The following is a 19,020-nucleotide window of genomic DNA, read 5'->3' as shown; positions in this document are numbered from 1 at the left end:
CGGTGCATGGCGCTGCCCGATTCCAGGAAACCCTCATGTCTTTCCGATTCCTCCTTCTCTTGGGATGTCTCCTCCTCGGGAGCGCCTGCGGCGGGCCACCCGGCGGTGATGCCGAAGCCAGCCGCGAGCAGTCCGGCACGAGTGCTCTGTTGAGCACGGCGCTCACCCAGGGCGTTCCGATCAACAACCTCTCGGGTGCCGCCAGCACCGAGCAGCTCTTCACGCTCCAGGTGCCCACTGGCGCCACGTCCGTGAAGTTCACGCTCTCGGGCGGGACAGGTGATCCGGACCTCTACGCGAAGTACGGAAGCGCACCGACGACCTCTTCCTACTCCTGCAAGTCCGCGTTGAGCGGTCCGAGTGATACGTGCTCCGTCAGCGCGCCCCAGGCCGGCACCTGGTACGTGCTGGTCCGCGCCTATACGGCCTACTCGGGGGTGTCGCTCGTCGGGACGTACACCGTCACCTCGACCGAGCCCACGTCCCTCGTTCACGGCCAGCCTGTCACCGGACTCTCGGCGGCGAAGGACGGGGCGCTCTACTTCGTGCTCAACGTGCCCGTGGGTCAGAAGACGGTGAAGTTCTCTCTCTCCGGTGGCTCGGGCGATCCCGACCTGTTCGCGAACTTCGGGAGCAAGCCCACCACGTCCTCCTACCGCTGCGCCTCCACCAATTCCGGCTCCGCGGAGACCTGCTCCGTGAACTCTCCAGAGCCCGGGCTCTGGTACGTGATGGTCCGCGGCTACGCAGCCTTCTCCGGCGTCTCGCTGGTGGGTGAGTATTCCCCGCCGACGAACGAGCTCGACGACAACCGGCCCATCCGGGTCTCGGGAGCGGCCGGGAGCCAGATCTACTACACGCTGGAAGTCCCCGCGGGCCAGAGCGTGGTGCGGTTCCGCACCTACGGCGGCTCGGGCAACGTGACCCTCCGCGCCAGCTTCGGCGCTCCGCCGACGGCCACGTCCAGCGGCTGCGTGTCCGAGAGCTCCAGCACCTACGAGGAGTGCTCCTTCACCGCGCCGCAGGCGGGCACGTACTACGTCCTGCTCACCGGCGTTCAGGCCTACGCGGATGTGACGCTCGTTGGCTATTCCCAGACCGCGAGTGGTGGGCCCGTCGGCATGCTCGTCAATGACACGGCCGTGGAGGATCTCTCCGGCGCCACCGGCGACTCATTCTTCTATGCGCTCGACGTGCCCGCGGGGCAGACCCGGCTTCAGGTCAACCTGCTCGGCAGTGGCAACGGGGACGCGGATCTCTTCGTGCGGTTCGGGGAGAAGCCGACGACCACCACGTACGACTGCCAGTCCATCCGGTCGTGGAGTGACGATGCCTGCACCGTGAACAACCCCCAGCCCGGCACCTGGTACATCCTCGTGCGCGGCAAGAGTGCGTTCAATGGGGTCGTGCTCCTCGCGACGTACTCCGTCAATGGAGAGCTGCCAGTGGTCGCGCTCCGCGAGGGGCAGCGCATCAAGCAGATCGCCAGCCCCGGGGGGCAGGACCGGTACTACACCCTGGAGGTTCCCGCCGGGTACGGCAAGCTCCGCTTCGACGTCGGCAGCACCGCCTATCTCGTCTACCCGGAGATCTACGTGGCGTTCGGGGCCCGGCCGAATCCCTCGGTGTCCGGCTCCTACGTGTGCAACTCGCAGTATGAGTGTGAGATCGACATGCCGCAGGCCGGCACATGGCATGTGCTGCTGCGAGGCCCCAGTTACGGGTTAGTCAAGGGCACCCTCCTGGCCACGTACTCTGGAGTGCTTCGCCCCGACCAGGCCCTGGTGAACGGCGAGTGGACGACCCACATCGCGGCATCCACGGATGACGCCCGTTACTTCACGTTGAACGTCCCCACCGGACAGGCACGGCTCGCGTTCGAGTTCACGAGCGAAAGTGGTGACATGTCCATCTACGTCCGGAGAGGATCCAGACCGACCCAGGGGACCTATGACTGTCAGCGGTCCTTCTCGGGGCCGACGCGACAAGGCTGCGTGTTCAACGCCCCAGGCTCCGGGATCTGGTACGTGATGGTGCTGTCTCGCGAGGAGATCGCCGGGCTCGCCATCAAGGCGACCCATGCTCCGAGCGTCACCGTTGCCCCGACGCAGGAGCTGGTCAACGGCGAATGGGTCACCGGCCTCTCCGGCTCCCCCTTCGAGGACCGGTACTACAGGCTCGTCGTGCCGCCGAATGCGACCAGCCTGAGCTTCGAGAGGATGGGCGATCAGAACGACACCTTCTTCTTCGTGCGCTACGGCAGCCTTCCCACGACGTCGGTCTATGACTGCAGCACGAGCTGCACGCCCACGAATCCGACGGCGGGGTCCTGGTACATCCTCGTCCGTGGCAGGGTGCCCTACTCGGGCCTGGCGGTGCGCGGGACGTTCACGGAAGCCACTCCCCTTGCCGCCGGCACGTGGGCAGGTGTGCTCAAGGGAACGTACTATCAGGAGCGCTTCTTCCGAATCGACGTTCCCTCGGGAGCACCCGTGCTGCGCATCGAGACCCTCAGCGCGAGTGGGAAGCAGACGTCCCTCTTCGTGAAGCGCGGCGGGCTGCCGCTCACGTCCTCGGACTGTAGCTCCACGCTGTCGGGCGGTGCGCAGCTCTGTGGGATCGTGAAACCGCAGGCGGGGACCTGGTACGCCCGGGTCCGCTTCGAGTATTTCTCGGGTGACACCACCGACGTGTACGTGCGCGCCCAGATCGAAGGTGCGTCCGAGCCCGAGACCCCGCTCACCGACAACGTGGCGCTGGAGCTGCTCCCCTCGGCGAACCCCTACCGGCTCTACACGCTGGAGGTGCCCGAGGGTCAGACCCTCGTCACGTTCGACCTGTTCACGGCCGACAGCGCCGAGCTCTCCGTGCGGCACGCCGCCGCGCCCACCAGCTTCAATTACAAGTGCCTCGCCTCGTCGTCGCCCACGGCGCCGAACGCGTCCTGCTCCGTCCCGGCGCCCGCAGCGGGGACGTGGTACGCGCTGGTCAAGGCGGACAGCGGCTTCAAGGGGGTCCTGCGCGGGACGGTGTCCTCCATCCCCGCGCTGGTCTCTGGCATTCCGGAGCTCCCCGCGTCCGGCGCGCTGGGAGAGCAGCGGCTCTACAAGCTCGAGGTGCCGGAGGGGATGAGTGACCTGACCTTCTCGCTCCGGCGCGGCACCGGCACCCCGGGGCTCAGCGTGAGGTACGGCGCACCGCCAGTCGGCGGGGCCTACGACTGCGCGACCAAGGACCTGAGCCCGGCCGACCTGACGTGCGCGTTCGTGAATCCCCTCGCGGGAACCTGGTACGTCGCCATCTCCGATACCGCGAGCGCCTTCTCCAACGCGATCCTGACCGGGACGTACGTCCAGAGCCCGGGAGAGGGCATCCCCGCGCTCACCAACGGTGTGCCGGTGGTGGACGTCAACGGCGCACCGTTCGAGCAGAAGCTGTGGAAGATCGAGGTCCCCGAGGGCCAGAGCCGGCTCAAGTTCGATCTGTCCGGCGGGTCTGGCCTCGCGTCGCTGTACGTGCAGCACGCCGTGAGGCCGACGCTCAAGGCTTTCGCCTGCAGTGCCAGCAGCACGTCCGGGAACGTGGCGACGTGCATCGTCCCGAACCCGCAGGCGGGGACCTGGTTCGTGCGAGCCCACAGCAGGTACTCCTTCGACGGCGCGTACCTGACGGGGACCTTCTCGCGGGACGGTGACGTGCGGACGCTCGCCCGAGGACTCCCTCACCTCAACCTCTCCAGCACCGCCGACGCCGCGCAGTACTTCCAGGTGGAGGTGCCGGAGGGCCAGAGCTTCTTGAGCTTCCACCTCTTCGGGAGCGTGGCGAACGCGGTGCTGACGGCCCGGCCCGGCGAGCTTCCCACCGCGGCGGATTCGCCGTGCGCGGCGAAGGCGGCGAACCACCGGGCGTGCGAGTTCCCGAGCCCTGCTCCCGGCACCTGGTACGTGCGGCTGGGCGGAACCTTCCAGGGCGCCATGCTGAGCACGGACTTCGTCGACCTGGGGGCGACCGACGGCATCGAGCCACTGGTGAACGGGGCTCCCTTGAAAACCTCGAGCAGCACCTCGGCGCCGCGGCTCTACAAGCTGGAGGTCCCCGCGGGAATGTCCCTGCTGACCTTCACGACGAGCGGCGTGTCCGAGCCCGGAGTGGAACTCCGCGTCCTGTTGGGGAGCCCCGCGAGCCAGCACGACTATGACTGCCTCTCGAACGGGCCGGCGAGCAGCGAGACCTGCTCGTTCAAGAACCCGGCCGCCGGCACCTGGTACGTGCAGCTCTCCGGGAGCGACCCGAACGTGAAGCTGACCGGCAGCTACCGGTAGGCCCTCGGGCAGGACCGCGGCGGAAGGGTGGGGGAGGGGACTCGCCACCTCCCCCACTCCTCGGCCTGGCTCCCAAGGGGTTCGTGCACACACAGGGGGGCTCATACCTACCTGGTGGCTCGGCGGATGACGGACGCGCGAAACGCGGAAATATGATGGTCATCATATGAGCGGACCGTTTCCCAACCCCCGGAAGAACCCAGGAGCTGAACCATGCAGATCAAGAATGCAGTCGCGCTGGTGACCGGCGCCAACCGTGGCCTTGGACTCGCCTTCGCGCAGGTCTTGCTCGAACGCGGCGCACGCAAGGTCTACGCGGCCGCCCGGGATCCATCGACCATCTCATTGCCCGGCGTCGTGCCGGTCCGGCTCGACGTGACCCGGCCCGAACAGGTCGAGGCGCTCGCGCGCGAGGCCCGCGACGTGACGCTGCTGATCAACAACGCGGGCATCCTGAAGGGGACGAAGCTCCTCGCCCATGACGCCCAGGCCGCCGCGCGAGCCGAGCTCGAGACCAATTACCTGGGGCCTCTGGCGACGAGCAGCGCCTTCGCACCGATCCTGGCCAGCCATGGCGGTGGCGCGATCGTCAATGTGCTGTCCGTGCTCAGCTGGCTGGCGTTCCCCGGCACGTCGACCTACAGCGCCTCGAAGGCCGCGGCCTGGGCGCTGACCAACGGACTGCGCAACGAGCTGCGCGGGCAGAAGACCCAGGTGCTGGGGCTGCACGTGGGCTACATGGACACCGACATGGCCCACGGCGTCAACGCGCCGAAATCCAGCCCCATCGAGGTGGTGCGCCTGACGCTCGATGCGCTCGAAGCCGGCAGGGACGAGGTCCTCGCTGATGAGGTGAGCCGCAACGTCAAGCGGGGTCTGTCCGCCGAGCCGGGTGTCTATCTCGGCATTCCTGGCGCATGAGGCGCTCCCGGCCAAGAAGCTGACCAGGCCGCGGTGATGCCCGCGGCCACGGCCGGAATTTGCCGGCGTTTCATGGGTCCTTTTTTCCTAGAGTGCGCCGGACATGCAACTCACCCAAGACACCTTTCTCGCACATGCCGAAGCGACGCTCACCAGGCTCGACGGTTCCGTCCTCGAAGCCATCTCCCATCACGACGAACCCGATGTCGCCACCCTCGCGAACGCCTTCGGAGCAGGCAGGGCGTGCTCCGTCACGGAGTTCATCCAGGCGCTGTGCCCTGGGCCGCTCACGCATATCGGTTTCGCGGCCGTGGTGTTGCGGGAGCTGCTCGAGGCCCGGGACGAAGTCCTGGACGGCACGGTATCCGAGCCAACGGTCGTCACCGGCCATGCGCGTGTCTCCGGGTCGCTGAGCGTCACCGCACCGCTCGTCGTCCTCGGTGACCTGGAGGTGAAGGGCGTCATCCGCGACGCTGGGCCCGACTCGACGGTCGTCGTCGCCGGCCGGTGCACCGCCTGGGGGCTTCAGACGTCGGGGAACTTCCTGGTCCTCGGAGACCTCGTCGTGCGCGACGCCATCCAGGGCGTCTACAACGACGAGAGCCTCGTCGTCGCTGGTGCGCTCGAGACGCGCTTCCTCGACGAGAACGACCACGACATCGCCGTTCAGGGAGAGGAGCGCGTGAAGCACCGGTTCGAACTGGGACGCTCCGGCGAGGAAGCGGCGTCGCTGGCCTCCACCTTCCTCGTTCCCGGCCTCTACGACGTGGACCTGGGCGAGGTCCATCACGACGAACTCTTCGAGCGGGTCTCCCGGAACGAGCCTGTCTTCACGGAAACCCCACAGCCGCGGCAGGAGAAGGAGCCGGACGCGCCCACGGACGAGGAACTCCAGGGCATCGACGTGGCGGGCCTCGCCGCGCGTGCGCCGGTCGCGGTGAGCGCGCGCGACATCCTCTACGCGCAGCGGAAGACGGGCGAGGTGTGGCTGACGGGCTCGGGTCAGTTCCCCGTGGTCATCTTCGACGGTGAGAAGTTCCTGGGACTGGAGTCCTCGCCGGCCCTCGAGGCGGCACGGGCCTCGGAGCGCGTCACCTTCTGGCGTAAGCGTGGCGATCTGTTCCTGGAGATCGAGCGCTTCGAGGCCATCGTGCAGGTGCACGCGGGCTACAACAACGGAAGCAAGACGACGCTTCGTTTCGCCTTCGACAGCACGGACGAGGCCGTGCGCACGGTGCGGCGGCTGGAGGCGCGCTACACAGGGGACTTCCTCCGCGTCACGACCGGGATTCCTGGCCGAGGCCTCCTGGAGCGAGAGCTTTCCAAGTACGCCAACGGGAAGTCCGAGTACACGTCGGCCATCATCCAGGGGACGACGCTCGTGACGAGGGATGGCGTGAGCAAGACCTTCGACGATGAGGCCTCCGCGCAGATGGCGCTCGAAGACTGGCTCGCCCAGAAGCGGCAAGCCGGATTCGACCTGAAAATCCTCGAGTGGAAACCGTTCGGCCTTCTCGCGGCACGGTAGGAGTGAAGCATGGTGGACGCGGCACCCGGCTTGAGCGCGGAGTGGTGGACCTGGCTGGCGGACAACCTGGTGCGAGGTGTGGCGCCGGAACGATTGGAGCAGACGCTGGCACGCTCGGGCCTCGCACCGGCGCAGGCGCGGGCCGTGGTGGAGCGCTGCCTCCAGCACCCGGCGGTAGCGCTGGGGCGGCCCCGGGCGGGGTTGCTCGAGGAGTTCCTCGCCCAACTCGACACGCGCGTAGCGCTCCACCGTCAGTCGGGCGCGCACCAGCGGCTGGAGCGTGTCCGGGGCGCCTCAGCGCGAGAGGTGATGGACGGCTACTACCTGGCGCACCGGCCCGTGATCCTCGAAGGTGTCATGGACGGCTGGCCGTTGATGTCCCGGTGGACGCCGCATCAGCTGGCCGAGCGGTATGGCGATGTCGAGGTCGAGGTCATGATGGGCCGTGAGGCTCGCACCGACCATGATCTGGAGCCCGATGCGTGCCGCACGGTGATGCGCTTCGGGGAGTTCATCCGCCGGCTGGTGGAGGGGGGACCCACCAACGACCTGTACCTCACGGGCCGCAACTTCGCGCTCGAGCGCCCGGAGCTGCGCTCCCTGCTCGAGGATGTGCGCTATCCGAAGGGACTGCTTCGCCAGACGGACCGCCCTGGCGCCGTGAAGCTCTGGGTGGGGCCCGCGGGCACGTTGACGGCGCTGCACCATGATCTGGGCTCGGTCCTCTTCGGTCAGGTGCATGGCCGCAAGCGCTTCCGGCTCATCCCTTCCTTCGAGACCCACTTCGTCTACAGCCACCGCGATGTGTGGAGCCAGGTGGACGCCGGGCACCCCGACCTGGAGCGCTTCCCCGCGTACCGTGAGGCAGATGTGCTGGAGACGGTGGTGGGCCCGGGAGACCTGCTGCTCATTCCGGCGGGCTGGTGGCACTGGGTGGAGTCGCTCGATGTCAGCGTCTCCGTGACCTTCCAGGAGTTCGACCTCCCGGAAGGCAACGCCTGGTGGGCGGTGCGGTGAAGTGCTCCTCGGGGCAGCACTACCGCAGCGGAGGGGTGGAGGGAGGCTGCGTGGGCAGGACGCGCCGCTCTTGCTCGGCCTTGAACAGCGGGTTCGGATTCGGGACGATCTCGTGGCCAGGCGGAGGGTTGGGAACGATCTTGGGCATCGAAGAGGGACGCATCATGTTGCCTCGGGAAGGCTGTGGGAACAGCCAGACTATTATATCGCACCAGGTTTCATGATGCCTGACTCGAGTGCTCGCGCTCAGTGGCGCTCCTGGATTGCCGAGAACCTGTCGAGGGGCGTGTCACCGGAGCGCCTCCTGTCCCCCTTGTGCGAGGCGGGGTGGACCCCGGCCGAGGCCCGCTCGGAGGTGGAGGCCGCGGCCCTGCACCCCGCGGTCCGGCACGTGTGCTCGGAGACCCACGCGCGCCGGGAGTGGGAGTCGCTGTTGGGGGCCCGTGCCTCCCTCTACCGCCAGGGGGCGGAGGGGCGCGGGGGCCTCGAGGTGGAGCGCCGCAGGGAGCTGTCCCCAGACGAGTTCTTCGAGCGGTACTACTTTCGCAACGAGCCGGTCATTGTCGAGGGGCTGATGGCGGAATGGCCCGCGCTGTCGAAGTGGTCGCCGGAGTGGCTGGCGGAGCGTTTTGGCGGGGAACCGGTGGAGGTGATGGCGGGCCGCGAGGCGGATGCGGATCCGGACTTCAACGCCGAGCTTCGGCGGAGCTTCATGCCGCTGCGCGAGTTCGTCGCCCGGGTGAGGGCGGGCCGTACGAACGACGTCTACCTGGTGGCACGCAACAGCCTGTTGAAGCGTGATGCCTTTCGCCCGCTGCTCGACGATCTGCGGGCGCCAAAGGGCTACGTGCAGCCGGACATCCGCGTTGACGACAGCGTACATGTCTGGTTCGGCCCGGCGGGCACGCTGTCCAACCTCCACCACGACCACCTCAGCGTCCTCTTCTGCCAGGTGTTCGGCCGAAAGCGGTTCTGGCTCGCTCCCTCGTGGGAGTTGCCGTGGCTCTACAACGACCGGGGGTTGTACAGCGCGGTGGACATCCTCGCGCCGGACCTGGGCCGCTTCCCCCACTTCCAGCGCGCGGCGCTTCACTCGTGCGTGGTGGGGCCCGGCGACGCGCTCCTCATCCCCGTGGGGTGGTGGCACGCCGTCCAGGCGCTGGAGGTGAGCTTGTCGGTGACGTTCGTCTGCTTCGACCTGCCCGTGCACACCACGCAGTGGCGGGACTACTGGATTGGCCCTCGGCCGGAAGGGATGAAGTGATGAAGGAGGGGGACAGTGGGCAGGGACTGCTCGCGCCGGAGTGGCGGCGGTGGCTGGTGGAGAACCTGCTGCGCGGTACGGGCGAGGCGGAGCTGCTGGCCGTGCTGACGGGCGCCGGCGTCGACTCGGAGCGGGCGCGCGCGGCCGTGCGCGCCGAGGCGGAGGACCCCATCTTCCTGGGCGCCTCGAAGGCGCTCGCGTACCAGCGCAAGCTGGAGGGGCTGTTCGACCTCTATGGCGACCTGTACCGGCAGGGCGAAGGCCATGCGACGGTGGACCGCCACGAGGCGCTCCCCGCGGAAGACTTCTTCGCCCGGTACTATTTCCTCAACAAGCCCGTGGTGGTGCGGGGTGCCGTGGTGGATAGCGCGGAGGCGGCGTCCTGGGCTCCGGAGCGGCTGATCGCCCGCCTCGTCGAGGACCGGCTGTGGCTCGCGGAGGGGGCGGAGCAGCCTCGTACCGCCTGCGTCCCCCTGCTGGAGCACGCCTCGCTGCGGACGCTGGCGGCCTCGCTGCGCCCTCCGGCCACGTATGTCCCCGCGGATGTCCCTGCGTCCACGCCCCGGCTCTGGGTGGAAGAGGCGGGGGCTCTGCTGCCTCTGCGGCCCGCTCGCGCCAATGTGTTGCTGTGCCAGGTGTGGGGGCGCCGGAGGCTCCAACTCATTCCCGCGTTCGAGCTTCGCCGCATGGCCCGCGACACGGAGGATGCGGACGGCGTGCTCCGGCTGGAAGTGGAGGTGGGTCCCGGGGACATGCTCCTGCTGCCCGTGGGCTGGTGGCATGGGCACTCCGCGGTGGAGTCAGGGGTGGCCGTCTCGTTCGAGTCCTTCGCCGCGCCTCGGCCCAACACGCCCTGGACCCCGGATGGGGAGGCGCTGGAGCCTACGCCTCCGCCGAGAACGCGAGCGGGTTGACTGGCGGCGGAATGACCTGACGCGTCAGGCAACTTCCCGCGGCGAGGGCGCGAGAATGTGTCGGGCCCCGATTTTCATGGGGCGAGCGACTCCTTTCCCTGAGCGACCCGTCCCTCATGACCGTCAATCGACTGGCTCCCCGTCCGCCCCCGTCGTCCACGCCGTCGCCGCTCCAGCCGCTGCCGTCCCGCGTCAAGGCGCCCGCCGAGCAGGCCCGGCCGCTCGCGCTCAACTTGAAGGACAGCTTCCAGCCCGCCTCGTCCGCGAAGACCTCCGTCACCGCGCGCCGGGCGGCGGACTCGCTCCAGCGGGCGCTCCAGTCCGGAGGCCAGGCGCCGCGGGCCCACGAGGCAGCCCAGGCCAAGGCCAAGGCCAGCACCCAGCCCCAGGCGGCGGGCTTCTTCGACACCCTGGGTCAGGGTCTCCAGAACCTGGGCCAGGGCATCCAGGACTTCGCCGAGGGCGTGGTCCAGGGCGCCACGGACATCGTCCAGGACACGGCCGAGGCGGTGCAGCAGGGGGCCAACGTCGTCAACGACGCCGTCAACACCGCCGTGCATGGCACGGGCGACTTCGCACCCGATCCGGCTCCCGGCTTCGCGACGACGCCACCGGGTACGCCGCTGCCCGCGGGGGCGCGGCCCGTCCAGGCGCCCCAGCCCACGGGCGTGCCGGACGTGAGCATCGACCCCGATGATGGATGGATCATCGGCGCGGGCCCCACGGGACCCACGGCCTACCCGCCCAACACGCCCCCCAGCGAGGTCCACCCCATCACCCCCGAGGGACAGGATCCGAACGCGCCCCGGCCCACCATCATCTTCACCAATGGCATCCTGACCAACAGCGCGGACCAGGCGAAGGCCGCGCAGCAGCTCGCCAACGAGACCGGCGCCAACGTCATCTGCGTGCACAACGGCACCAATGGTGGCGTGGTCGATGTCACCCAGGCCGGAGGCGACATCTTGAGTCTGCCCGGCAACCCGGCCACCCACACCCTCACCAACCTGCTGACCCAGGCGGCCCAGTCCGGCCAGCCGGTCCATGTGGCGGCCCACAGCCAGGGCGGCATCATCACCAGCGACGCGCTCCAGCAGACCAAGGACAACCTGCGCGCCCAGGGCCTGAGCGATGCCCAGATCGAGCAGGTCATGGACAACTTCCACGTGCAGACCTTCGGCGGCGCCGCGCCGTCCTACCCGTCTGGGCCGAACTACACGCACGTGGTGCACCCGGGAGACCCGGTCTCCGGCCCGCTGGGCATGGGCAATCCGCTCAACGCGGCCAACGCCATCGCCAACGGCCAGGAGGTCATCATCGCGCCCAACCCCGGCCCCATCTACGGCAACCCCTTCAACAACCACGACTTCTCTGGTTACGCGCCCCAGGCAGGCCTGCACTAGCCCGCTCGGCTGCGTGCCTGGCAGCAGATCGATGAGCTCAGACAGGGACTGGAGGCCCGTATAGAACGGAGTCCACGATGACCATCACTCAATCCCTGCTGACCTTCCTGATCGCCGCGGGTGTGCTGACGATCACCCCTGGTGCCGACACGGTGATGGTGCTGCGTACCGCGACCCTCGAGGGGCCCCGGCGCGCGGTGTTCGCTGCCCTGGGCATCGGGCTCGGATGCCTCGTGTGGGGCGCGGCGGTAGCGCTCGGCCTGGGCGCGTTGCTGGCTGCCTCGGAGCTCGCCTTCACCGGGCTCAAGTGGGCCGGTGCCGCATACCTCGTCTGGCTGGGCGTGGGGTTGATCCGCAAGCCCCGCGCCGCGTTGGCTCTCCCGGATACTCGCGGCGAGGCCACCGTCCACGAGGGCTCGATGGTGTGGCTGCGCCGGGGCCTGTTCACCAACCTGCTCAACCCCAAGGTTGGCGTGTTCTACATCACGCTGCTTCCCCAGTTCGTGCCCGGCGGCGTCCACGTGGCGAGCTATACCTTTCTCCTGGCGGCCCTCCACGTGGTCCTGGGTCTGCTCTGGAGCGTGGCGTTGATCGCCGCCTCGGTCCCCTTGGGACGCACGCTCAGCCGTCCCTCGTTCGTCAGGGCCCTGGACCGGTTGACCGGGTGCGTGTTCATCGTGTTCGGTGCCCGGCTCGCCCTGGCTCGGCGCTGACCTGTTTCGCGAGGGCTTCGCGGAAGGTGCCCTCCCGGGCCGTCACGCAGACGCGGAAGTCATCCAGGGTGCCGCAGGTGACCTGCTCTCCCAAGCGCCGGAATGTCTCGTCCTCGCGGCGATCCACCACGTAGAGGGTATCGGGCGACAGGCGTCCCGCGTTCACGTCGGCCCGCAGGGCCTGGCACACCTCGTCCACTTTCTGCTCGTTGAGGCGCGCCGAGTAGCCGCTGTTGGTCGTCAGGTGCTTGCGGTAGGCGAGATCCCCGAAGCTCACGTAGGCGCTCGCGGGGAAGGTGTTGAGCACGCACGGCATCACCGAGATGCGGATGTCGGGCGGGTACAGGACGATGTGGCGGTAGAAGGGATCCACCTGCTCCCACTCGGGCGCCCGGAGCCGGGGCCAGGCCACCCCCTCGAACCGGTCACGGCTCCAGGCCGCCGGGGTCTCCACGGCCTGGAGCACCACCGTGGCGAGCAGCAGGCCGGTGGCCACGCGGGGCGAGGCACGCCAGCGCCAGAGGGCCAGGGCGACGACGCCCGTGGTCACCAGGTAGTGCAGGGGCCAGATGAAGCGGCCCGAGGAGCGGAAGGGCGCGAGCAGCGGCTGCAGCGGTTGCGTCAGGCCGCGAATGGAGATCACCGTCCAGCCCGACACCGTGACGACGGTCGAGAAGGCCAGCAGGGTCATCAGCAGCACCGCCCCCATCAGCGGGGCATGCGTCCGGAGCGCGGCCTTCACGCGCGGCCACCAGGCGGAGGGCCTCCAGGCGAGCGTCACCCCGGCCAGCGCGAGCACGCCGGTGCCCAGGTAGCCAAAGCCCTCGTACTGGCCGGGACCCTGATTGAGGCTGGGTACCCCCCACCGCGTCCAGCCCATGGCGTTGAAGAGCGTGAGGGTGTCGGCGCTGAAGGCGCCAAAGCCCGCCGCGGAGGCGGTCACGTCCTGGCCCACGTACCCGAAGAGCAGGAAGAGGCCGATCACCGTCACCGCGAGCCCGCCGAGGACCACCGCGGCCGAGCGCCGGGACAGGTGGTGCTCACGCACGCCGGAAAGCAGCAGCGCGAGCGTGAGCGCGAAGACCATCACCTCGAGGTACGGGTGGACACCCGAGGCGAGCACGTTGACGCCGGCGGCCCACCCGAGCGCGTTCCAGGTCCTCCGGGCGTCCTCGCGCGGGCGCAGGTTCAGATAGAGCAGGGCGAGGATCATCCACTGGGCGCACAGGGTGTCATGGCCGGTGCGGTAGAGGAGCACCGGGGCCATGGCGAACAGGGCCGCGCCCAGCAGCTGGTCGAGCGGCCGGGGCGTGAACAGGCCCGTGAGCCGGGCGCCCATCCAGCCCTGGAGCGCGAAGCACAGGGCGAACCACGGGCCGATGAACTGGAAGTCCTGGGGCAGCCAGCGCGAGAAGGGCTTGAGCAGGACGGACACCCACGGGTTGGAGTCCGCGAAGCCCACCGTCATGGTCAACGGCGTCATCAGGTCCGGCGTCCGGCCCAGGGGCAGGCCCCAGGGCGCGTTGCGGAAGTGCATCCAGCCGAGCACGTGCTGCGCGAGGTCTCCGTCACCCACCCAATCCAGATCGCTCGGGTCGAGCGTCCGGAGGCCGCCCACCACGAGGAACCAGAGCACGCCGAGCACCGCTCCCCCCATCGCCACCGCCCAGGAGCCGAGGAGGCTCCCCCCGCGCGGCGCACTCACGCCGCGTCTCCCGGGCCCAGGCGCGCCCTCATGCGCACCAGCCCCTCGAACATGAGCAGCGGATCGATGCCGAAGCGCACCTTCGAGCCACCCGGCTCGGCCCAGTCGATGGGCTCCTCGCGCATGCGCGCCCCCTGGCGCTGGAGCAGCACGAGCAGCTCCACGTCGAGCAGCCAGCGGTTCTCCACGAGCCGCTCCTGCACGGCGCGCACGAGGGGGGCGCGCGCGAATTTCAGTCCGCACTGCGTGTCGTAGAACCCGAGCTTGAAGAGCTGCTCGGTGAGGGTGGCGAAGACCCGGCCCTGCAGGTGGCGGAAGAGCTTCCGCTCCACCTCGTGTCCCGCCATCTTCACGCGCGAGGCGGCCAGCACATCGAAGGGCGCCTCGGGCGAGAGCATTCCCGCCAGCCGCCAGAATTCGCGGCCGGAGATGGCGCCGTCCGAGTCGAGGAACGCGAACCACTGGGTGTCCGGAGCGGCATGGGCCCAGGCCCGGCGGATGGCCGCGCCCTTGCCCTCGTTGCGGGGCGCGCGCAGACAGCGCATCCGGTGGGAAACGCCGACCTCGGTGAAACGGGCCTGCCCCTCGCTCACGAACTCCGCGTAGCTCCGGGCGTCCTCTTCCCGGCTGCCGTCATCGGAGATGATGAACTCGACCGCGGGGCCCTGGATCTCCTGGCCCACCGCGACCAGGTCCTTCAGGAGGCGGGGAAGGCGCGTGCCTTCGTTGAAGGCCGGCAGGGCCACACTGAGGAGGGTCTTCGTTTCCAACGGGGTCTGCTCCAGAGGGGGGCTGTCCTCCCAATGCGCGGCCGACCGGAGGGCTCCAGCCCGTGACGGAGGCGAAATATCCCCTCTTGGGCGCCGCATCCAGTGTGAAACATCAAACGGGTATCCAGGGCGGGCGCTAATCGTAGAAAGCGGGCGCCAGGGGCCGTGCGTGCACCTCGTCCGGGTCGTGCAGCAGCACCAGCTCGCCCCCCGTGGCGTCGCGGATCGCCTTGAGCTTGCGGATGGAGGCGATGCCGAGCGCGGGGTCGTCGCACTCACCCGGAGGCACCTCCCGCTCGAAGTTCTCTCGCAGGTCCCCCGCGTCGGCCACGAGGATCTTCGTGCCACTCCGGGGCAGCTCGACGACGAGCGACTGGTGGCCCGGCATGTGGCCGAGTGTCAGCACCCCGCGCACGCCCGTCATCAGCTCCCAGTCTCCGTCCACCAGCCGCCAGTCCCGGTCCGGCAGCCGGAAGTCGTCACAGCAGGTACGCGCACACCGGCTCGCACAGGATGACCGTGGGGTCCGCGCCCCGCAGGGAGACGGATCGGGGGAGGATTTCATAACCACAGCGGAGGATGAACAGCCGGCGCACGTCGCTCATGAGCCCGAAGCGCCAGCTCAGGGCTCGCTGAAGCCGCCGCGCACCCACTCGTTGGCGACGTCCCTGTTGAACTTGAAGTTCACGGGCACGCGATGCTTCGCGACGGTCGCGCCAGCGTCGTCGATGGCGGAGAGCAGCGCGTGGGGGTCATACTCATCGGCCACGAGCTCGAGCCGAACCTCGTACCAGCGGCCCTCCCAGGCGATGGAGAGCTTCTTGGTCATGGCCTGATCGCGCTGTCGCGCGGAGCGGTCCAGTACCTCCGAGGCCGTTTTCACGAAGGTCGCGAACGCCGTCGCATCGAAGGGCTTGGGGTTCTTCTTGTCGCGGCCCATCACCCACGGACTGATGAGGACGGGCTCGGCGATCCCCTGCTTGCGGATTTCCACGGCCCAACCGTCGTCGTCCTCGTTCTTGATGACCCTGGCCGTCCAGCCGTTCTTCCGCCAGAACGTGGGCTCCATGACCTCGGGCTCGGCAGGCGTGCGCTCGTCGCTCATGGGCGTTCCTCATACCCTCCAATTGCCATTTGCCAGAGAAGTTCCGCCCCCCTGCGTACAGAAGTCCACCCCGAGCTCGGCCTCATCGCGGCCGAGCGTTCCTCGCCACGTTGCCCACTGGACGTCTTCGCCCGCGCCAGAATCTCTATCGTGAATAGGTGTGGTCAGGGGCGCTGGACGGAGCAACGGCCCTCGGCGCGGCGCGTGAGGTCCTAGCGCATCTCGGCGCGGACGCCCTCGAGCATGCCGGCCTCGGCCTCGCGGTAGGTGGAGCCCGGCTCCAACACGGGCTGCCCCGGGGCGACGAGCGACTGGATGGCCCCCTCGAAGGGCGCGCCGGGGAAGTGCGTGCGCACCCAGCCGCTGCCCGGTTGGCGCAGGTCGGCCTCGGGGACCCAGGCACTCGTGCCCGTCCACGAGTCGTGGATGAGGAGCTCCCTCCCGGACTCACCGTCCCGCATGGCCGTGGCGCTCATCCAGTGGCCGGCGAGGCCGATGGCCACGGGCTTGCCCTCGGCGAGCTGCGTGGTGAGTGCGTCCACCGCCTGGCTCCGGTTGAAGGGTTCGATCTTCGTGGCCTCGCCGCCGAAGCGCTCGCTCACCTGGATCCCCATCATGTGCGGGCCCCAGCCCTTCGTGGTGCCGTCCGGCCGCGTGCCCAGCGTGAAGCGGTTCTCCGGATCCGAGCGGAGCACCGCGCCCTCGTACGCCGCGCGCTCCTGGGGGGACATGGCCGCGAACTGGGCCGCGCGCTCCGGGTCCAGCGCGGCCTCCATGGACATGAGGGCGTTGGCGCCGCAGGTGTTGTTCCACGCCTGGGGTGCATTGCCCGCGGGGTTGGTGGCCCCTTGCGTGCTGGTGGGCCGGGGGGAGGTGGCTTCCGAGCTCCCCGGCCAGGTTCCCTCCGCGAAGGCCAGCTCGGGCGTGGTGTGTCCGATATAGGGGCCGGACGCCTCGGAGAGCTGGCCGATGGACGAGAGGTGCACGCCCGGGGCGCCGGGGTAGCCGGAGGTGATGACCTCGGGGGTGCCATCCGCCGCCGTGTTGCCGGTGGCGATGCAGATGTGTCCATCCATGTCGTTCTTCTCGTCGGCCCCGAAGAAGACGATGTCGCCCGCGCGCAACGGAATGCCCGAGTCCGGCGGCAGTATCTTCCCGTTCGCATCGAGACCGTTGAAAGCGCCGATGGCGTTGTTGGTGCCACTGGCGAAGTTGATCTCGGGAGAGCGCGCGGCGGTCTGGTGGATGGCGTACGCACCCTTCACGAAGTCGAGGCACTGCTCGTCGTAGCCGGTATTGCCCAGTTGTTCGTTGGCCCAACCGAGGGCCGTGGCCGGGCCGCCATCACGCACCACCGGGCCCTGCACCGGGGCGGGCGTGCCTCCGCTGAGGTCCACCAGCGGGGCGGCGTTGCTGGCCGCCTCGAAGACGCTCTGGGCCGTGCTCGCGGCATTCTGGGCCGCGGACGTCACCTGGCCGCTCACCGTCTTCGCTATCTCCTTGGCGGTGTTGACCACCTGGGTGGCCGTCTGGAAGAGAGAGGAAACACCGGGGCGGATGGTACCGGACATGCGGAGCCTCCTGGAGCGTGGGCAATGTCCTCCATCATGCCACGTCTCCCTGTCACGAGTGGGCTCAGCCACTGACTCGCCGTGGAGCGTGGTGAGCCTATTCCCCGTGAAGGCGACTCCTTCCCGGAGGGGTGTTCTGATCATGTGCACACGCGCCCGCCCCTTCCTCCGCGATGGCCGCGGGATGCAGCGGCTGCTTCCGGGCCTCCTCTCCCTGTGCCTCGGAGATCCACCCCAGGCCCTGGAGCCGCGAGAGCACGACATTCCTGCGCTGGAGCGCGCGCTCGGGCTGACAGAACGGGTCATACCGTGCCGGTGACTGTGGCAATCCCGCGAGGAGCGCGGCCTCGTGGAGCGCGAGTTGCCCGGGAGCCTTGCCGAAGTACCTCCGCGCCGCGGCATCGAGGCCGATGATGTTCCGTCCGAACCCACTGCCCTCCGCGTAGGCTGTCAGCAGCTCCTCCACGCTCCAATGGCGCGAAATCCACATGGAAAGGGCGAGCCCCCGGAGATGCCAGTTTCGCATCGACGTGGATGCGTGCCCTGGCCGTGAAGTCATCCACTGGCGAGCCACGTGCCAGGACGTCAGGGAACCGGCGGTGCGCTCGTGCCTCGGATGCCAGGTGACCTGGGCGAATTCAGCGACGAGCGTCCAGGGCCAACGGGGCTCGAGCTGGAGCGGTCCCTCCTCTGTGGCGGCCCAGAGCGCCCGGGTGGCGAAGTCCGTCCGAGCCACGGGGACTCGTGGCAGCTCGCCCACACGAGACAGCGTGTAGCGGTACAGGCACTCCACGCTTCCGAGCAACACCAGGGGCATGAGCAGTAGCAGGACGAGCATCCATTGCCCGATACGACGCCAACCGTGGCCAGGGGGACGCATGCCGCGAGCAATAGCAATCCGGGTGCCAGCCAATCAGTGCGCGGTGAAGCCGCCATCCACCGGCAGGCCGACGCCGATCACGAAGCTCGCGCCCGGGCTGCACAGCCATAGCACGGCGGCCGCGACCTCCTCGGCTCGGCCGAGGCGGCCGATCGACTGCTCCTTCATGGCGAGCGTGGCACCCCAGGCTGCGGTCAGCAGCAAGCCACTGCGGTCTTCACCCGTGACGAGCTGGAAGCGACGGTGGGCCGAGGGAGGGAGCGTGGAAGCGGCGGGAATAGAACCCGCGTCCGGCTGTCTCCCGGTGCCTTCAGGGGCGCTGGACGGAGCAGCGGCCCTCGGCGCGGCGCGTGAGGTCCTCGGCCACCGTGAGCAGCAGGCCCCGCGTCAGTGCCGAGCGCTGTGCCTCCGTCTTCTCCCCCTGCGTGAGCCACTGGGCCACCTTCCCCAGGCTCGACGCCGTCACCACCTGCAACCGTACCCCCACCTCCACCTCGAAGGCCGCGTCGGCCTCCGGCTCCTCCTCCAGCGTCCACGCCACCCGCTCCAGCTCCAGCGTCCCCACGCCCGCCAGCGGCCTGCCGTCCAGCAGCCAGCGGCCCTCCTTCGCCGAGTACGCCAGCACCTGTGTCAGCCTCGCCGCGTCCATCCGCTCGGAGAACCACAGCGGCCGGCGCCGCAGCAGCGTCAGCTCCAACTCCAGCCGCCCCGCAAGCCCCAGCCGCATCAACCGCTCCAACTCGGGCGCCACCAGCGCGAGCGCCTCGGGCCGCACCACCACGCGCCGCCCCGTCCGCGCCGCCGAGCACGCCACCTTGGGCGCCTCCTCGCCCCGAGCCATGGGCGCGAGCAGGCCCAGCGCGGCCACCAGCGCCACGCCGGGTCTCCTCCTCCTGCTCGTACCGGT

Annotated in this window: 18 protein-coding genes; 8 read left to right on the top strand and 10 right to left on the bottom strand. The window is 69.2% G+C overall.

Going from position 1 to position 19,020, the window contains the following annotated elements:
- Positions 1-35 precede the first annotated feature (35 nt).
- From BO221_RS24890 to BO221_RS24875, 4 genes are all read left to right on the top strand, one after another.
- A complete protein-coding gene (locus tag BO221_RS24890) occupies positions 36-4,322 on the top strand; it encodes a PPC domain-containing protein (protein ID WP_083681334.1) in 4,287 nt (1,428 codons plus the stop codon).
- Positions 4,323-4,535: 213 nt separating this feature from the next.
- Positions 4,536-5,243, top strand: a complete 708-nt coding sequence (locus BO221_RS24885; protein WP_073562986.1) for an SDR family oxidoreductase — start codon at positions 4,536-4,538, stop codon at positions 5,241-5,243.
- 103 nt (positions 5,244-5,346) lie between these two features.
- Positions 5,347-6,771 carry a hypothetical protein gene (locus BO221_RS24880; RefSeq protein ID WP_073562985.1) on the top strand — a complete coding sequence of 475 codons (1,425 nt, stop codon included), beginning with the start codon at positions 5,347-5,349 and terminating at the stop codon, positions 6,769-6,771.
- Between the two features lie 9 nt (positions 6,772-6,780).
- Entirely contained in the window at positions 6,781-7,788 is a 1,008-nt protein-coding gene (locus BO221_RS24875; protein WP_073562984.1) for a cupin-like domain-containing protein, read from the top strand.
- A 19-nt stretch (positions 7,789-7,807) separates the two neighbouring features.
- On the opposite strand, the gene BO221_RS54960 is transcribed toward BO221_RS24875, so the two are convergent.
- Positions 7,808-7,954: a hypothetical protein gene (locus BO221_RS54960; protein ID WP_158079905.1), complete on the bottom strand. Its 147-nt coding sequence runs from the start codon at positions 7,952-7,954 to the stop codon at positions 7,808-7,810.
- Positions 7,955-8,008: 54 nt separating this feature from the next.
- Here BO221_RS54960 and BO221_RS24870 point away from each other — a divergent pair, with 54 nt between their 5' ends.
- The 4 genes from BO221_RS24870 (at position 8,009) to BO221_RS24855 (ending at position 12,082) form a co-directional block, all read left to right on the top strand.
- Positions 8,009-9,052: a cupin-like domain-containing protein gene (locus tag BO221_RS24870; RefSeq protein ID WP_073562983.1), complete on the top strand. Its 1,044-nt coding sequence runs from the start codon at positions 8,009-8,011 to the stop codon at positions 9,050-9,052.
- Positions 9,052-9,966 (top strand): JmjC domain-containing protein, encoded by a 915-nt coding sequence (locus BO221_RS24865; RefSeq protein WP_073562982.1) that lies wholly within the window; start codon positions 9,052-9,054, stop codon positions 9,964-9,966. The genes BO221_RS24870 and BO221_RS24865 overlap by 1 nt, the downstream gene beginning before the upstream one ends.
- 116 nt (positions 9,967-10,082) lie before the next feature.
- Positions 10,083-11,369 carry a hypothetical protein gene (locus BO221_RS24860; protein WP_073562981.1) on the top strand — a complete coding sequence of 429 codons (1,287 nt, stop codon included), beginning with the start codon at positions 10,083-10,085 and terminating at the stop codon, positions 11,367-11,369.
- A gap of 77 nt (positions 11,370-11,446) precedes the next feature.
- Positions 11,447-12,082: a LysE family translocator gene (locus tag BO221_RS24855; RefSeq protein WP_073562980.1), complete on the top strand. Its 636-nt coding sequence runs from the start codon at positions 11,447-11,449 to the stop codon at positions 12,080-12,082.
- On the opposite strand, the gene BO221_RS24850 is transcribed toward BO221_RS24855, so the two are convergent.
- The 9 genes from BO221_RS24850 to BO221_RS24815 all read right to left on the bottom strand — a co-directional run bounded on the left by BO221_RS24850 (position 12,042) and on the right by BO221_RS24815 (position 18,990).
- A complete protein-coding gene (locus BO221_RS24850; protein WP_233166247.1) occupies positions 12,042-13,787 on the bottom strand; it encodes a DUF6311 domain-containing protein in 1,746 nt (581 codons plus the stop codon). The genes BO221_RS24855 and BO221_RS24850 overlap by 41 nt on opposite strands.
- Positions 13,784-14,557, bottom strand: a complete 774-nt coding sequence (locus tag BO221_RS24845) for a glycosyltransferase (protein ID WP_073562979.1) — start codon at positions 14,555-14,557, stop codon at positions 13,784-13,786. Before BO221_RS24845 ends, BO221_RS24850 begins: the two co-directional genes overlap by 4 nt.
- Before the next feature lie 136 nt (positions 14,558-14,693).
- Positions 14,694-15,002 (bottom strand): hypothetical protein, encoded by a 309-nt coding sequence (locus BO221_RS24840; protein ID WP_143195660.1) that lies wholly within the window; start codon positions 15,000-15,002, stop codon positions 14,694-14,696.
- Between the two features lie 34 nt (positions 15,003-15,036).
- Positions 15,037-15,162: a hypothetical protein gene (locus BO221_RS57095; protein ID WP_255408487.1), complete on the bottom strand. Its 126-nt coding sequence runs from the start codon at positions 15,160-15,162 to the stop codon at positions 15,037-15,039.
- A 17-nt stretch (positions 15,163-15,179) separates the two neighbouring features.
- Positions 15,180-15,662, bottom strand: coding sequence for a hypothetical protein (locus BO221_RS24835; protein ID WP_073562977.1), 483 nt, complete (start codon positions 15,660-15,662; stop codon positions 15,180-15,182).
- Between the two features lie 212 nt (positions 15,663-15,874).
- Positions 15,875-17,233, bottom strand: coding sequence for a hypothetical protein (locus BO221_RS54955; protein WP_073562976.1), 1,359 nt, complete (start codon positions 17,231-17,233; stop codon positions 15,875-15,877).
- Between the two features lie 97 nt (positions 17,234-17,330).
- Complete coding sequence (locus BO221_RS24825; RefSeq protein WP_073562975.1) at positions 17,331-18,071, bottom strand: transglycosylase domain-containing protein; 741 nt, start codon at positions 18,069-18,071, stop codon at positions 17,331-17,333.
- A gap of 75 nt (positions 18,072-18,146) precedes the next feature.
- A complete protein-coding gene (locus BO221_RS24820; RefSeq protein ID WP_369865531.1) occupies positions 18,147-18,317 on the bottom strand; it encodes an SDR family oxidoreductase in 171 nt (56 codons plus the stop codon).
- A gap of 106 nt (positions 18,318-18,423) precedes the next feature.
- Positions 18,424-18,990, bottom strand: coding sequence for a hypothetical protein (locus tag BO221_RS24815; RefSeq protein ID WP_233166246.1), 567 nt, complete (start codon positions 18,988-18,990; stop codon positions 18,424-18,426).
- Between the last annotated feature and the right edge of the window lie 30 nt (positions 18,991-19,020).

The organism is Archangium sp. Cb G35 (genome assembly GCF_001896145.1).
GTDB lineage: Bacteria > Myxococcota > Myxococcia > Myxococcales > Myxococcaceae > Archangium > Archangium violaceum.
The sequence above is the reverse complement of the archived record's forward strand: the minus strand, read 5'-3'. Positions and strand labels throughout refer to the sequence as shown.